Source organism: Shewanella sp. WE21 (assembly GCF_002966515.1).
Lineage (GTDB): Bacteria > Pseudomonadota > Gammaproteobacteria > Enterobacterales > Shewanellaceae > Shewanella > Shewanella oncorhynchi.
In genome coordinates this window covers 3,840,345-3,856,778 of record NZ_CP023019.1, presented here as the reverse complement: position 1 = coordinate 3,856,778, position 16,434 = coordinate 3,840,345, and the positions used below count along the sequence as shown (strand labels likewise).

The window sequence follows — 16,434 nt, the reverse complement described above, 5'->3', positions numbered from 1 at the left end:
ACGATTCAAGCGCACACTTTTTAAACTAAAAGTGTGTTTTAACGCCAATATTATCGAATCTATGCTGAATTAAGGGCAAAGATGAGATTAATCCAGCGCTAGAAATGACAAGAGCCAACCTATTGGTTAGCTCTTTATGCCATGTTAGATCGCTTTTAACGCAAGCTTCCATTCAACAAGAGCAACAACCCACGCTACTGGCTACTGTGATAGTAGCTACTTGAGATGAACTTATAAGCAAATGTTTATCTGCTTATAAGTAATAGCGTAGCGACTAGCCTAGGCTTTTTAAGTAAGACGGCACATCGGCAATACTGTCGAGTACCACAGTGGCATCACTGTCATCAGCAATAACCTTACCACTGCGCACTAATATACGAGTAGTCACGCCCGCCGCTTTCGCAGCCTGCATATCTTCGGCTTTGTCGCCAACCATGACTGAGTGTGCTAAGTCGATTTTTAAGAATTGCGCCGCATCATTAAGCATACCCGGCTTAGGTTTGCGGCAATCACAATCGACCTTATATTCCCCTATGCCTTTCTCGGCATGATGCGGGCAATAGTAAATACCATCGAGCTCCACCCCTTTATCGGCAAAGTTCCAATCCATCCACTCCGTTAAGCTGTGGAATTGGTCTTCAGTGTACATCCCACGGGCAATACCAGATTGATTAGTAACAACAACTAACTTGTAGCCCATTTCCTTTAAAGAGAGGCAAGATTCAAACACACCGTCAATATATTCGAAGTCATCCACTAGGTGGACATAACCATGGTCTTTGTTAATCACACCATCACGGTCTAAAAATACTGCTCGACTCACTGTAATACTCCCAAATCGCCTAAGGCGTTATCGCGCTATTATTCCATTCATTATCAGAAATTGCACCGCTGAAGTTATGCTTTTGGTGCTAAATTGCGCGTTAGTGATATTTCGTGACTGTACAGGCAAATCTCTATGCACAGCTTGTGTCTATGCGAGATAGCAATTGTCCCACCAAATTAGAGTCCAAAAAATCCAGCAGTGAAATGTGTAATTGCACTGTTTTAATCAAAATACTCAATCGAAGAAGCTGAACAGCGTTTTTACAAATAATTGCCACCGTTGCCATCGAAGCCACTCGCAAGTAATGCGCTTCAAATCGTAAGAGAAAACCACAAAAAAACCCGTCTTTTGGGCATTGTTAGTCTCTTAGATGCTGCACTCAATCAAGCATTTCCCTTTATTTGTGGTGTTTTTAACGGTAATCTTGGGCAAATAACGAGAAAATACCCGAAATAGACGGAAATAATGAGTCGAACTACGCCTATCGTCCACAAAACCCGCACCCAGTTAGTTGTGGAAGTGCTCAGAGAGAGAATTCTTTCAGGTGACATAGCCGCAGGAGAACCCCTCAGACAAAGTGCCTTGGCTGAAGCGTTAAATGTCAGCCGTATTCCGGTAAGAGAAGCATTATTGCAACTCGAAGCTGAAGGACTCGTTAAGTTTGAGCCCCATAAAGGTGCGACTGCGACCGTTTTATCCGTCGAACAAGTCACCGAACTCTTTGAATTACGTGCAATGATCGAAACCGATCTGCTTGCGAAAGCGATCCCACGACTTCAAGAGGCTGATTTAGAAAAAGCAGAACGTGTACTCGAACAATTGGAGTCGGCCTTCAAACATGAAGATGCCGTCGCCAGTTGGAGCGAGTTGAATACGCAATTTCACACTTGCTTATATCAGGCGGCTAATCGCCCACACACCCTTGAGGTTGTTCACGGCCTCAATACTAATTGTGATAGATACATTCGTTTGCAGTTATTGCTCGCGGGGGGAATTCCTGCCGCAGAGCATGAGCACAGGGCTTTGCTCAACCACTGCAAACTGAGAGAAACAGAAAAAGCGACGGCGCTACTGCGTCATCATATTCTGCATGCCGCAATGACAATTCGAGATCTCGTCGCCAAACAGGTGGTCTAGATCACGGACGGCCATTAGAGTTGCCGATAAGCTTTGTTGTCGATTCAAGGCAGCGCTCAGGTTCTGCCTTTTTTATTTGAGAGAAACCACCATGCAGTACGCCACTATCACTGGTTGGGGCAAATGTGTTCCACCAGCCACGCTGACCAACGATGATCTTGCGACCTTTATCGAGACATCCGACGAATGGATTAAATCTCGCACAGGGATCAGCCAGCGCCATATCAGTCATGTAAATACCTCTGAACTTGCTTCAGTTGCAGCACAACGTGCGCTCGCAGCTGCAGGTATTGATGGCAGTGAAATCGACATGATCATTCTGGCCAGTGCCAGCCCAGACACTTTGATCCCAAATATTGCATCCACTGTACAAGCTAATATTGGCGCCAGTTGTGCCGCATTCGATATCAATGCTGCCTGCAGTGGCTTCTTATATGGATTAGGTTTAGCCAGCTCACAAATCAAGAGTGGCCAGAGTAAGAAAGTATTAGTCATTGGTGCTGAACGTTTATCTTTCTATTTAGATTGGTCACGCCGCGAAACCGCAGTGCTATTTGGTGATGGTGCAGGTGCCGTTGTGGTTGAAGCGACAGATGTTGCCGGTGGCGTGCTCGGTTATGAACTGAATAACGATCCTGAAGGTCGTGATATTCTGAAAGCGGGCTTTGGCACGGCGATGGATAGATTCTCAGCCGACTCATTGGACTTTTTCATTGAATTCGATGGCCAAGAAATCTTCAAGCGTGCGATTAACGGAATGAATAAATTGAGCACTAAAGTGCTTGAAAAATGTGGTGTTGATAAGGATGAAGTGGATCTCGTGATCCCGCATCAAGCCAACGAACGTATTATTGATACCTTAGTTAGCCGAATGAAAATCCCGAAAGAAAAAGCCTTCGTGAACATCGCTAATTATGGCAATACCTCGGCGGCGACGATTCCAATTGCCATTTGTGATGCGTTAGAACAAGGCATTATCAAGCCGAATCAAACCATACTCTCTTGTGCCTTTGGCGCAGGCTTAACCTCTGCCGCACTCTTGCTGCAATGGGGAAATCGCGTCACACCTATCAATATCAGTGATGCCGAGTTACCACCTTGCGATAAAACAGGCATAGAGTTAGTCAAACGCGCTGTAGATTATTTTTGTAAGCCGTAAACGGTTTTTGCAAAACGATTACATAGTGTTTCACTAAAACAAAAAGCCATCTTAAGCGATGGCTTTTTTAGTTTATGACTACAGAACTTATTCATTCAGCTTGCTAATGATCATCTCATCCCAATAGATAGCTTGATTAAAATGTTCGGCGAGTTTTTGATTTAACTCGTTAAAGCCTTTAATCACGCCTTCGCTGCCACTAATACAAGACCAGACAAATCGATGGCAATTATTGTCGAATAAATCATATTCCCGATACTGATAAATCGCCCGTTCAGCGCGGGGCAACACAGAGTCGGCAATAAGAGGCTGATGTTGGTGATTACAGGCAAGATAGATTTGGCTACCGGTCCGTCCCGCTAAAAAACGCTTTACCGATACAGCCCGTACCAGCCCTGAGCCATGTAACTCTACGAGGCAATCATCACCAAGCCAAATGCCAGTATGCTCAATCACGCCAAAAACATAACAACAGACGATACTCCCAGGAATTGGCGATACTTGTTTTAATCCCTTTTGCCATTGACTCGGCGGTGCCACCATAGCGCGATTGGCAACGGGATACTTAGGGGCATTACCGAGTAATCTGTCACGCTCAAGCTGTTGACGCTGCTGGCGCTCATCGGCCAGCAAAACCGCACCGATTACGGCACCACCCACCCAAAGTAAAGGTAACGGCATCATATTCTCCTACACACTCAACTTAGTAGAGTGAAGTACAAGTTGGTTGGATTGCCAAGTTAACGGCAGGTTGAATTTGAACAGAGGATTAAATGTCAACTGAGTTTAGCCTGTCAGTGATTAACCTAAGATGAAATCAAAGTGAAATCAAAGTGAAACCAATCCATCTCAAATGAATTCACTCACCACAAAGAGTGATTTCTGTTAGCACTGACTAAGTCGATTTTTGCAGTAAATCAGCCACAGTAAGCTTTGCCGCACCGCCCATGGCGGCCATTTGCGCGAGTAATAATTCCCCACAAGCTAAGGCATCGGTCAGTGCGCTATGGGCTGTATAAATGGGTAAACTGTAACGTTCGCGGCAAGCTCCGAGACGCAAGCTCCCCTCTTTAATCACTGAATGTTCCCGTAGTAAACGGTGTTTTTCAATCATTAAAGTATCGATTGCAGGTAAAACAAGGGCTTGATGATAAATCGTCAATAAATCCTGCTGTAAAAAACGACAATCTAAAGGGGCATGATGTGCCACCAGCACGCGTCCATAGGTTTGATTGATAAACCAGCCCATGGCTTCCTCAATGGTGACGGCTTGTACCAAATGATTATCAAGAATGCCGTGGATCGTCGCACTTTGGCCTACACTACCGCGAATTTGCACTAACTTTTGCTCGGCGCGTGCCAACGGGATCTCACCGCGCTCAATCGGCACCAATCCAATACTGAGAATTTGGTCTTGCTGTGGATTGAGCCCTGTCATCTCCAAATCCATCGCCGTTAACGGCGCTTCGGATAACGGCATTGCAAGCAAAGGCAACAGCGACTGATAATAGCCTTTAAATAAATGATGTTGGCAACGCAGCGCCCGCCAATTGAGCTGAGTTTTCAGCAACAATGTATTCATATCAAAAACTTCGCATAAATTTCATCTTCATACCCGCCTGCGCCTCATGTACGACTTTAAAAGCGTCACGTAACTGATGACGAACCAGCGAAGATAAATGCCCGGGCAGCAAATAATTACTCACCTCTACCCCTAGATTATGTTGATAACCTTGGTTCGATAACCGCATATGGGCGATAAACTCGTGGGCATCAGCCAAATTGAGCGCATCTTGTCGATTGAGAATATTCGCATCCATCAAGGCACGAATACGTTTTGCGGTATTCACTTCTTTAATGCCCGCAGACAAGGCATAAACACGGGCAATATCGTTGATCAAAGCATTGCCCTTATGCTTCAAATCTATGCCTTTAACTTCGCTACCATCCCGCTCGAGTACAAATTTGCGGAAAAATCCAAGCGGCGGTGACTCCACCAGCGAATTGCCTGTCATACCCGCGAGAAAAATATCGTTATCGCGGGTTTGAGCCAAGACTTTATCCTGTAAGGCATCAAAAAGAGTTTGTGGACCGTAAACCGATCGCATATCGAAGAAGATGCTGGCGTGCATTAACGCCTTAGGCTCAGGCGTTATGACCCATTTTTCAAATACCTGTTGCCACTGTTTGAGTGACATCCGCCATTGGGGATTTTGCGCCATAATATTGCCGGGACAAAATTCATAACCGCATTGGTCAAGCCCTGCGCACACGGCATGGGTTAAGGCATCAAAATAACCTTTAGCAAAATCATCCATCTCTTCTGCGACTAACAAGCCATTATCTTGATCTGAACACGCAGCCTGATCTTGTCGTCCCTGGGAGCCAAATGCCAACCAGCAAAAGGCCATTGGCGGTTCACCAAGCAATTGTTGATTGAGCAAGATTAATCGCCGCGTCAGCGCATCGGTGACAGAGGTTAACACTCGGCCAATTTCTTCAGCTCTGGCATCGGCACTAATAAGATTTTGCAGCAATAGGGGAATTTGCTTACTGACACCAATTAAACTGGCAAGATCCTGCTGCCGTTCAATCTCACCAATCAACAGTAGCGGTTGTGAGCCCTGCCCGCGCAAGATGTCGGTACTGGTCACCATACCGATAGCTTTATCTTGATCGATAATAGGTAAGTGATGAATGTTATGCTCACTCATCAGCAGCATGGCTTCAAAAATCAATGCATTGGAGGAAATAGAGATAGGTGAAACCGTCATGGCTTGATGCACAGCAACGCTGCCATCAAGCCCTGCTGCTAACACGCGATTACGCAAATCCTTATCGGTTAAGATGCCAACCAATTTATGATTATCCGTCACCAATAAGGACGATACTCGGCGATTTCGCATCAAGAGTGCCGCCTGAGTCACGCTAGCTTGGGCATCTATAACGATGGGAGTGGAAGACATCAAGGTACTTATCCGACTTGTGGTCGTCAGATCCTTTGCCTTAAAGCGGGCCTCATGGCGTAAACGCTTTGCGAAGGCGCGGGTAAAAAACTTATCGAAGTGACGACTCTCACTCCTAAGGCTATCAAACAAGGCTTGGGGCAGATGATAAACTAGACCGTCTTCAAGAATAGCGACTTTATTAACGACTTTTTCCCCTGATAACAAAGTAGAAAAGCCAAAAAACTCACCCTCGCCCACTCTATCCACCAACACGCCGTCAGGATCGCGCACCTCAAAGGCGCCGCTACGCACCATATACAACTTAGGCGAATTCGCGTCGAAATTAACATAACCAGAGGCTTTGCTGTAATACCCAACAGTAACAGCCTTAGCGCAGCGCACGACGACATCCTCAGGCAGAGCATCAAAGGGCACAAGTCCCTGTAGAAATTGCACTACGGGTTGTAACTCACTGGCATTCATAGGCAACACCTTCTTTAGGCGAATTTTTACTGAGATGTCATCACTATAGCCTGCATTGTCGCTACGCTACATTCGACTAAAGTCAGCCGCAAGCATAATAAAGTGACTCCCCACAGAGTGATAAAGGCAGGCCAAAAGAGGCAATAAAAAAAGAGCGCCGAAGCGCTCTCTTGTGTTGATACTCATCATTACGCAGTAAGGTTAGTGGCCGCTTGCTTCACCCGAACCTTTAGGGAAACGAATAGATTCAACCATCTCCTGAACATGCAGTGGTGTTGCCGCAGTGACTCGACTCACTATCGCTGCCACACCGAAGTTCACTAACATGCCTACCATACCAATACCTTCTGGTGAAATACCCAGGAACCAGTTAGCAGCTACGTTAGCCGTTGGATCAACAAACTTGAAGTAGATGATATAACCAGCAGTAAACAGTAGACCCGTTAACATACCGGCAATCGCACCTTCTTTATTCATTGTCTTAGAGAAAATACCCATAACAATGGCAGGGAACAGTGAGGAAGCCGCTAATCCGAAGGCGAATGCCACCACTGCCGCCACGAAACCAGGAGGGTTCACCCCAAAGTAACCCGCAATCACAATGCCGATACCTGCCGCCAAGCGAGCGTATAGCAGCTCTTTTTTATCGGAAAGGTTAGGCATTAAATTCTTTTTCAATAGGTCGTGTGAAACCGACGTTGAAATCACCAATAGCAAGCCTGCAGATGTTGATAACGCTGCTGCTAAACCACCCGCCGCCACGAGGGCGATAACCCAAGCTGGTAAATTAGCGATTTCTGGCGTAGCAAGTACGATAATATCGTTATCAATCTTCATTTCATTTTTGCTAGCGGGATCTTCAATCTTACCTGACGAATAGTAAATTTTACCGTCGCCATTTTTGTCATCCCACTTAATCAAACCGGTTTTTTCCCAGTTCTTAATCCAATCTGGTGCAGACTCATAAGCCACACCTTTAGAATCGGGACCGTTAATAGTTTCAATCATGTTCACGCGGGAGAACGCTGCTAACGCAGGCACTGTGGTGTACATAATCGCAATAAAAACAAGCGACCATCCGGCAGTGATACGTGCATCTTTCACCTTAGGTACAGTGAAGAAACGCACGATAACATGGGGTAAACCCGCAGTACCCACCATCAAGGCACCCGTAATACAGAACACATCTATCATGCTCTTAGAACCGTCGGTGTAAGGTGCAAAGCCGAGCTCAACCGAAACGTTATTGAGTTTTTCTAACAAATACACCCCGCTATTATTACCAGCGGCATCCAGTAACTCAGCACCAAAACCAATTTGCGGAACTAAGTGGCCTGTCATCATCACTGAAAGGAAAATAGCCGGAACCATAAAGGCGAAAATCAGTACGCAGTATTGGGCAACCTGAGTGTAGGTAATCCCTTTCATACCACCGAGTACCGCGTAGAAGAACACGACCGCCATACCGATATATACGCCCGTATCCACCTCCACTTCAAGGAAGCGCGAGAACACAACACCCACACCGCGCATTTGCCCTGCAATATACGTAAAGCAAATAAAGATGGCACAGATAACCGCGACTGTACGTGCCGCCTGTGAGTAATAACGCTCACCGACGAAATCTGGCACAGTAAACTTACCAAATTTACGTAAATACGGTGCCATACAAAGGGCAAGCAATACGTAGCCGCCCGTCCAGCCCATCAAATACACGCTACCATCGTAACCGACGAAAGACACAATACCCGCTAACGAAATAAATGACGCCGCTGACATCCAATCTGCCGCCGTTGCCATACCGTTCACCACAGGGTGAACACCGCCACCAGCAACATAGAACTCTTTGGTTGAACCCGCACGGGTCCAGATTGCAATCCCAATGTAGAGCGCAAAGGAGAGCCCTACGATAATATATGTGAGTGTTTGAACATCCATCTCAAAGCTCCTTAGTCTTCTTGTACGTTATATTTTTTATCTAAGGCGTTGGCTTTTGCCGCGTAGACAAAGATAAGCGCAACGAATACATACATAGATCCCTGTTGTGCAAACCAGAAACCTAATTTGAATCCCATGAAATGGACTTCATTGAGTACATCAACCAATAAAATGCCGCATCCAAAAGAAACTGCCGCCCAAATGGCTAATAAGCTCAGTACGAGACGAATATTCTCGCGCCAATAACCCTTTGCCTTGTCGTTGTTTTCAAAACCCATAGTGACTCCCCTGTGCTGTTTTAATTTTAAGTCATGTTTAATCTAGCAACAGCTGGAGTGAGCACAATCACGACTTTCGTCTAACCCGTGATTCAAAACACTGTCCGAAAATAGCGAACAGAAACAAATTCAAAGAGTTAACAATGATATTACATTTTGATGCGGTTTTAACTTTTTAAACAGATTAGACCAATGTCGAACATGAATGAGTGGGATGTGAATGGAGAAAGAGGATTTTCATCCAATAAATAGAAATAACTTATTGTCTGAACTAGGGAAATTAGAAATTTAAATGACCTTTAATACGGCTCTAGACTGGCTAAAAATCAGATAACTTGAGGTTTTTAGCCTAGATTATTGAGAATTTTAATCATGAGTTCCTCAATTAATTAGAGACGTTAAATCTCTCATCAAACCTAGGTCAGGCCAATTGCTTACCGTTTTATTTCATCATGTTATTTCGTCAAAATGTTAGGGTTTGACTCACAGTCACCTTGCAGGTTTACAACAAAAAATAACCCAGCCTATGCTGGGTTACTCAATCGACCTTGAGGAAACGTGACTAAGCGTTACTCGCAACAAGCAACTTTCATCGCATGATACATCGCGCGCCGTCCGTCTATAAAATGCCGTTACTTCGCAGCTAAAAACTTCACTAACGCCGCCAATTCTTCTGCGGTATGTGCGGTTGAGGTCAGCATATAACGGCCATTAACCAGTAATGACGGTACCCCCTTGATCCCAGCAAGCTCAGCTTGAGAGTCATAATTCATTAGGGTGAATTTAGCATCGACGGAATTCATCGCGGCATCGACATCATCCGCCTTAGCGCCTTGGGCAAGGAAAAAGGCTTTTACTTGCTCAAGGGTGGTAAATTGCTCACCTTTCTCATGAATTTGCTTAAAAATGGCACCATGGGTTTGCTTAGTCATCTTTAATTTTTGCGCCATATAATAGGCAAACTGGCTCAATTCCCAAGCGGGACGACCTGCACCAACGGGTGTACGCTCAAAGGCCACATCTTTGCCAAGCAGCTTTACTGTCGACTCAATGAGCGGTTCTTGCTTATAACAATGTGTACAGTTATAAGAAAAAAACTCCCGCAGCACTGGCTTTTGCGTTTCGGTAATGCCCGCCACAGTGACATAATCCTTGCCTTCTTCGAAACTTGCAGCCTGCAGGGCAAAGCTAGCACTCAGCATTAATCCGCACGCAAATACTGCTATAGGTCGAACTCGATTAAACACGCTCATTATATTGTCTCTTTTTATTCGTCGTTTGTTTAAATAAGGATTACACATTTGCTCAAGCAAACTTGGGACCCAAAGATAACCTAAAAGTTCGGCTTTTACCTTTTACAGTAATGAACCTTTCTCAACATGCCGCTAGCATATCCAGCGGCGAAACATACTGATATTGAAAGCCTAAATCTGTGACAATCGCGTCAGCTTGGATGACTTTACTCGGCATAGATTGTTGATTAAATTCTGGCGCGACTAATCCTAGAGATTCAGCAGCAGCTTGATAAAACTCAGCTTTAGTCGGATGTGAAGGTGCGCAAAGATTATAAATCGGCGCCACAGATAATCCAGAATGAGTTGCCGCGAGAATGGCGCTAACGGCGCGCACACAGTCACTAAGATGGACTAAATTTACCGCGACATTCGCCCCACTCACATCGGTTTTTCCAGCAAAAAAACGCCCAGGATGACGTTTAGGACCGACGAGTCCAGCAAAACGAACGATACAGGTATGGGGCAATGCTTGAAATAAAGCTTCAGCATCTAACAGCACTTGGCTATCGCTTGATTCTGCCATCGCATCGGCTTCTGTCATCAATTTATCTTGGGTCGGATATACGCCCGTAGTGCTGATAAACACAATCCGCTGATATTGCCAGCCTTGAGTTAATGCGATGAGTTGTTGTAATTCTTCAAGATAAGCGGCATTACCACGCTTTAGCCGTGGAGGAATATTGACCACCAGATAATCAGTCTGAAATAAACCGCTTAACGCCTGAGCATCGGGGGCAGATGATGCTTCGTGGCCCAATTGCAGCGGATAGGCTTCAATCCCGACTTCAGTTAATACCGATAATTCTTCGGCACTGCGCTTACAGCCAGTGACTCGATAGCCCTCATGGACAAGTTGCTTTGCCAAAGCAAAACCAAACCATCCACAACCGACCAAAGCAACACTGGATTTTACTGCGCTGTTTTCTGCTTTTACATTCGCCATATTAGCCCTAAGGGAATCACATCAGCGGATAGAATACGGAACTTAGCGCATAAGATTCAAGTTTGTAGCGAACTAAAATAAAAACTAATCCCTTTATCGACTTGTAAGGTACGAATCGCCCCCTCGGACAACTCTTCCGCCTTGATGGCTTTTTGTACTGTCACGCCTTCATTACTTAAAAAACGCAGCGATGGTTCACTGCCATCCTCTTTGCAGGCCCACACTTGGGGCTGACTCACTTCTTTGGTGGTCATGATCACTTTCGCAATACTGTCATCGGAGAGCTTTACTATAGTTCCTGGTGGGTAGATGCCAAGAATTTTAACCAACACAGAAATCAGTGATTCTGAATGTTTACTCGCACGGTTTTTAAACAAATAACCTAATGCTACTTGAGGAGATGTCACTTGCTGACCACTTAGCTGTTGATCGTAGTCATTTGCCAAACTCACGATCTGCGTAATGATAGGGATTTTATGACCCGTCAATCCGTCAGGAAATCCTGAACCATCAACAAACTCATGGTGGTGTAAAATGACATTCAGCACTTCTTTAGGGAATAATCCCGACCGATTCAGCATGTCAAAGCCAAAATTAGGGTGCATTTGCAAATAGCTTGCTTCGTGTGTAGTCAAAGCGCCTCGCTTACGGCGAATAACATCAGGTACCTTAAGTTTACCAATGTCATGTAACAAACTACCAAGAGCAATATCACGCAGCTCTCTTGGAGTTAAATCCAGCGCATGACCTATCATCATTGCCAGCACAGCCACAGAGACGCCATGTTGGGTCACACTGACATCATTATCATCCATTCCAACTAATGTTAGGAACGGTGTTTCAACTTCCTGTAGATGGCTGAGTAAGTCTTCAACCAGTGCCGCCGATAAACGATAGGCGCCTTCAGGATCGCTGACTATTTTACCAAACACACTACGGCAGTTATTCACATTCATTAAAAAACGCTTCTGACTCAAACGCATCGCCTTACGGGTATCGGCCTTAAGATCACGCTCGGGTTCAACTGCTATCTCATCTTCGATGTCATCTTCTTCAACAATATCCAGTTCGGCATTCAATTCAGATAACAAAAAAACATAGGGGACGCCTAAGCCACGGATCATTTCGATTTGAGCGGCACTGCTAATATCAACACGGTTAAATAAAAAAGGATGGTTCGTCCATGACAAAGGCAACTTGACTCTCATGCCAAGTTGAATTTCTGACAGTAACAACTTTTTTTGAGGTACTTTTGCCACGCAATATGACTCCTTTCAAATGTAATGTGGATATAAACAGATGGCCTTATCTGCGTATCCAACAGGGCACATTTAAGCTAAGTACATATAACTATAGATGATTCAAAGCATTCAATGGAGAAATAAGGTAAAAATCCTTATCAAACTGAGGGATAGAACACATCGTCATGCGCCCCACCGATCAGATCTAAATAAAGTTATTATATAACAATACGATAAAAACTAAGGCTGAAGTTCTTTAGCTTCTTCTTTTGGCCAATCACGGAGGTAATAACTGAGTCGCTTCGATTTAATAAGATAAATACTCGACCAAAATAACATTAAAGCATCTAAAGCAAGACTCCAATGAAACAGAAATTGGCCATGGATCAACCGCTGACCCAACAAGACGCCATCAATCATCAACAGCAACCACAACCCCCATTTTAAATGCACAAAAATCGGTCTTAACCATTGAGGCGAACGGCGACGTTCAGCAATCACCACAAGATAAATCAAAACCGCGCCAAGTCCCGCCCCGAGTGCTAGCAAAAAATCTGACTTTTCAGGGTAAAAAATCCGCACTAACTCAGAACGATCACCCATCTGAGTCAGCGAGGCGATAAAAATACACCAACCACGCGCGAGATAAGCCAAAAGCGCATATAAAAAGATGGGCGGTTTAATGTGGCCTTTATCATCGAGCCAAGTGATGTGACTAAAATTCAAATAGGTTTCCAATCAGCAAAATCTAAAACAGTATATCAAGGAGATGGTGCCAATCGCAGTTAATTCAATAGCCAAAGCAGATAATCTTTCCGCACCGTGATTATTTTCAGACAAAAAAAATAGCGCCTTGGGCCAGGCACTATTTAATATCGGCTATTCGGCGGTATTCACTCCTCGATACAAGGCAACGCTCTCTCAACTGACGCCAATCAAGCGTTGGCCGCGAGAAGGGCTAACAACCCATCTTCATCCATCACTTTAACACCAAGCTCCTGCGCTTTAGCCAGTTTTGAACCTGCCGCCTCACCAGCCACTAAACAATCGGTATTTTTGGAAACACTGCCTGCCACTTTCGCCCCCAGCGCCTGCAACTGCGCTTTAGCATCATTGCGATTGAGCTGATTTAAGGTGCCAGTCAATACCCAAGTTTGGCCTTTAAGCGGCTGTGCATCTGCACTAGGTGCTTGAATGGCGGGCCAATGCACACCTGCAGCAACTAAAGCATCAATAACTTCAAGGTTATGGGGCTGGGCAAAAAAATGGGCCACATGCTGGGCAACGACAGCACCAACATCTTCCACTTCGGTTAACTGCTCCACAGTTGCCACCCGCAGCGCATCTAGACTGGCAAAGTGCGCCGCCAGGTTTGCTGCCGTCGCCTCGCCCACTTCGCGAATACCTAAGCCATATAAGAAACGCGCAAGAGTGGTGGTTTTGGCCGCTTCAATCGCGGCAGCTAAATTGGTTGCCGACTTCATCCCCATGCGGTCAAGCATAGTCATCATGGAAGCGGTGAGCTTAAACAGATCCGCAGGACTTTGAACTAACTCTTTATCAATCAATTGCTCAACGACTTTGTCGCCCATACCATCGATATCTAAAGCCTTGCGGGAGGCAAAATGCTTAATCGCTTCTTTACGCTGCGCTTCGCAGAATAAACCACCGCTACAGCGCGCCACCGCCTCACCTTCGAGACGCTCGACTAAACTGCCGCATACAGGGCAATTGTGTGGGAATACAATATCAGTCGCTGTTTCAGGGCGTCTTTCGGGCACTATGGCAACAATTTGTGGGATCACATCGCCAGCGCGGCGGATGATCACTGTGTCACCGACCTTAATGCCTAAACGGGCAATTTCATCGGCATTGTGCAGCGTCGCATTCGATACCGTCACGCCACCAACAAACACAGGCTTTAAGCGCGCGACTGGCGTCACAGCACCTGTGCGGCCCACTTGGAAATCAACCCCTTCGAGCAGAGTCATTTCTTCCTGTGCAGGGAATTTATAGGCAATCGCCCAGCGGGGAGATTTAGCCACAAAACCTAAACGTTGCTGCTGGGCAATATCGTTAACTTTCATCACTACCCCATCAATTTCAAAGGCTAAATCGCCGCGACGAGTAAGAATGTCTTTGTAGTAGTCATAGACTTGGCTTAGTTCAGCGCAGACTTTGATTTCACTACTTACGGGTAAACCCCACGACTTAAGCTGTTGCAACTGTTCAAAATGGGTTTTAGCTAACGGATGGGAATCGGGCTCAACAACCCCTAGCGCATAGGCATAAAAAGCCAATGAACGGGCAGCGGTAATTTTACTGTCGAGTTGACGTAGGCTACCGGCTGCTGCGTTACGCGGATTAACAAAAAGTTTTTCATCCTTGGCGCGTGCTCTATCGTTCAAAGCCTCAAAAGCAGCTTTTGGCATAAAAGCCTCGCCGCGCACTTCAACGAGCTCGGGAAAATCATGACCACGTAATTTAAGCGGGATCGATTTAATGGTTTTAACATTTTCAGTGATGTCTTCACCCACTGAACCATCGCCGCGCGTCGCCGCACGCTCAAGCACACCATGGCGATACAAGATACTCACGGCAAGGCCATCAAGTTTAGGCTCACAACAAAAACTCACCTCACCCACTTTATCAGTGACACGCTTATGGAAAGCACTGAAATCCGCCTCATCGAAGGCATTATCTAGGCTCAACATAGGCTTAAGGTGCGTGATTTGCTCAAACTTAGCCAGTGCCAATCCGCCCACCCTTTGAGTCGGTGAATCAGCGACAATCAAATGGGGATACAAGGCTTCTAACTTGAGTAAACGCTGCATCAACCTGTCGTACTCAGAATCGGTAATGCTCGGAGCATCGTCCACATAGTAACGAATGTTGTGCTCGTTCAGCGATTGGCTGAGCGCCTGCATCACCTGCGATGCGTTTTCTGGGGTGACGTCTTTAGACAGAAGTGTATCGAGTTGAATGTCTTGCATATTCTTTATCCAGAATTCTTTAGATCACAAAAAATAGATCACAAAAAATGAGGCCGCAATCGCGGCCTCATCAATGTATTAACCGCCAAGTTGCGGCGTCGGCTTAAGCGTTAGCGCGAATGCGGTGTAAATAATCTTGCTTAGTGAACTCACCCCAAGGTTGGCGTTGTCCGTCAAGCACGACCGCATCGATATCATCCGCGAGTTGACGCGCTGAGTTAAGCATAATCGAGAAGTTCATTAGGGCGTCACCGTAACAAGGCAAAGTCATGAAAAACACCACGCCTTGGGTACTGAACTGCTCCATATTATCAGGATCAAACACGCCAGGCTTTAGCATATTCGCTATCGAGAACAATACTTTACCATTGCCAGCATTATCCACATGGCGATGGAAAATATTCATATCGCCATATTTAAAATTCAAGGTTAAGAAACAAGGCAGCAATTCGGCGCCGTTAAGCTGTAGACCCTCTTTAGCGACCACGTGTAATACCAGTACGTCGCGTGGTTCACCTAACTCATCTTCAGCGGCTTGTTCAACAACCTCTTCTTGATAGCTATCTTCTTTATATTCATTTTCGTCAAACAAGGCCGTTTGCTGCGGAGCTGCACTACGTAACGCATGTTCCTGTTCAGCTGCTTTTTGCGCGACGATAGCCGCATGGGATTGGCCCATTGGCGGAGTTTGCATGCTCGCTTGAGTGTTCAAAACGGGCTCTTGACGCGAGACTTTCGGGCCACGGTGTTGCTCTTTTACCACCGGTGGCTGCAAGCTAAAATCAGGCTGAGCTGTCACAGGCTCGTGTTTAGGGCCAACTTTCAACTCTGGTTTAAATTCTGCTGATTTAAACTCTTGTGGTTTAAATTCAGGCTTTGGCTCTAGCTTTACTTCCTGCTTCAAATAAGGATTGGCCGCAGGAGTTTCGTTGTTAGATGCAAGTTCACCGGCTTTGCGCACGCGTACGGCGCCAATACCATCGGCATCGAACCCTTCTGAATCGATCCGCTTCGGACTCGGCTCACCTTTCTCAGCCTGTTTCTTATAAAAGTTGCTCATTGGGCTATCTTTCAATGATTTAGGCTGTTGTCTTCTGATAGACCAAAATCCATGCACCAGCACAGCAACTATGGCTATGGCGCCTAAAACGAACAATACTAGTTGCAAATCTTCCATTGGTTACCCTGTCTTT

Annotated in this window: 14 protein-coding genes; 2 read left to right on the top strand and 12 right to left on the bottom strand. The window is 45.6% G+C overall.

From position 1 onward, the window contains the following. Positions 1 to 274 precede the first annotated feature (274 nt). Positions 275 to 823 carry a D-glycero-beta-D-manno-heptose 1,7-bisphosphate 7-phosphatase gene (gmhB, locus tag CKQ84_RS17125; RefSeq protein ID WP_105252161.1) on the bottom strand — a complete coding sequence of 183 codons (549 nt, stop codon included), beginning with the start codon at positions 821 to 823 and terminating at the stop codon, positions 275 to 277. A 468-nt stretch (positions 824 to 1,291) separates the two neighbouring features. Here gmhB and CKQ84_RS17120 point away from each other — a divergent pair, with 468 nt between their 5' ends. Both CKQ84_RS17120 and CKQ84_RS17115 read left to right on the top strand, forming a co-directional pair. Continuing rightward, positions 1,292 to 1,963, top strand: coding sequence for a GntR family transcriptional regulator (locus CKQ84_RS17120; protein ID WP_028760950.1), 672 nt, complete (start codon positions 1,292 to 1,294; stop codon positions 1,961 to 1,963). Positions 1,964 to 2,054: 91 nt separating this feature from the next. After that, positions 2,055 to 3,122, top strand: coding sequence for a ketoacyl-ACP synthase III (locus CKQ84_RS17115; RefSeq protein ID WP_028760951.1), 1,068 nt, complete (start codon positions 2,055 to 2,057; stop codon positions 3,120 to 3,122). Positions 3,123 to 3,209: 87 nt separating this feature from the next. Here CKQ84_RS17115 and CKQ84_RS17110 read toward each other — a convergent pair whose 3' ends face one another. From CKQ84_RS17110 to zipA, 11 genes are all read right to left on the bottom strand, one after another. Continuing rightward, positions 3,210 to 3,803, bottom strand: a complete 594-nt coding sequence (locus tag CKQ84_RS17110; protein WP_105252160.1) for a lecithin retinol acyltransferase family protein — start codon at positions 3,801 to 3,803, stop codon at positions 3,210 to 3,212. Between the two features lie 214 nt (positions 3,804 to 4,017). Then, positions 4,018 to 4,704: an exonuclease domain-containing protein gene (locus tag CKQ84_RS17105; protein ID WP_105252159.1), complete on the bottom strand. Its 687-nt coding sequence runs from the start codon at positions 4,702 to 4,704 to the stop codon at positions 4,018 to 4,020. A gap of 1 nt (position 4,705) precedes the next feature. Continuing rightward, the gene (locus tag CKQ84_RS17100; RefSeq protein ID WP_105252158.1) at positions 4,706 to 6,553 is read right to left on the bottom strand and encodes a DUF294 nucleotidyltransferase-like domain-containing protein; all 1,848 of its coding nucleotides are present in this window, start codon (positions 6,551 to 6,553) and stop codon (positions 4,706 to 4,708) included. A gap of 201 nt (positions 6,554 to 6,754) precedes the next feature. Further along, entirely contained in the window at positions 6,755 to 8,491 is a 1,737-nt protein-coding gene (locus tag CKQ84_RS17095; protein WP_105252157.1) for a sodium:solute symporter family protein, read from the bottom strand. 11 nt (positions 8,492 to 8,502) lie between these two features. Next, on the bottom strand, positions 8,503 to 8,769 hold the full coding sequence (locus CKQ84_RS17090; protein ID WP_006082142.1) for a DUF4212 domain-containing protein: 267 nt from the start codon (positions 8,767 to 8,769) through the stop codon (positions 8,503 to 8,505). Between the two features lie 632 nt (positions 8,770 to 9,401). Next, positions 9,402 to 10,022 (bottom strand): thiol:disulfide interchange protein DsbA/DsbL, encoded by a 621-nt coding sequence (locus tag CKQ84_RS17085; RefSeq protein ID WP_105252156.1) that lies wholly within the window; start codon positions 10,020 to 10,022, stop codon positions 9,402 to 9,404. A gap of 121 nt (positions 10,023 to 10,143) precedes the next feature. Next, complete coding sequence (locus CKQ84_RS17080; RefSeq protein WP_105252155.1) at positions 10,144 to 11,007, bottom strand: NAD(P)-binding domain-containing protein; 864 nt, start codon at positions 11,005 to 11,007, stop codon at positions 10,144 to 10,146. Between the two features lie 56 nt (positions 11,008 to 11,063). Next, positions 11,064 to 12,266 (bottom strand): HD-GYP domain-containing protein, encoded by a 1,203-nt coding sequence (locus CKQ84_RS17075; RefSeq protein ID WP_105252154.1) that lies wholly within the window; start codon positions 12,264 to 12,266, stop codon positions 11,064 to 11,066. 222 nt (positions 12,267 to 12,488) lie between these two features. Continuing rightward, positions 12,489 to 12,974, bottom strand: coding sequence for a DUF2919 domain-containing protein (locus tag CKQ84_RS17070; RefSeq protein ID WP_105252153.1), 486 nt, complete (start codon positions 12,972 to 12,974; stop codon positions 12,489 to 12,491). A gap of 209 nt (positions 12,975 to 13,183) precedes the next feature. Next, positions 13,184 to 15,241, bottom strand: coding sequence for an NAD-dependent DNA ligase LigA (ligA, locus tag CKQ84_RS17065; RefSeq protein WP_105252152.1), 2,058 nt, complete (start codon positions 15,239 to 15,241; stop codon positions 13,184 to 13,186). 103 nt (positions 15,242 to 15,344) lie between these two features. Continuing rightward, positions 15,345 to 16,418: a cell division protein ZipA gene (gene zipA, locus CKQ84_RS17060; protein ID WP_105252151.1), complete on the bottom strand. Its 1,074-nt coding sequence runs from the start codon at positions 16,416 to 16,418 to the stop codon at positions 15,345 to 15,347. Positions 16,419 to 16,434: the final 16 nt, after the last annotated feature.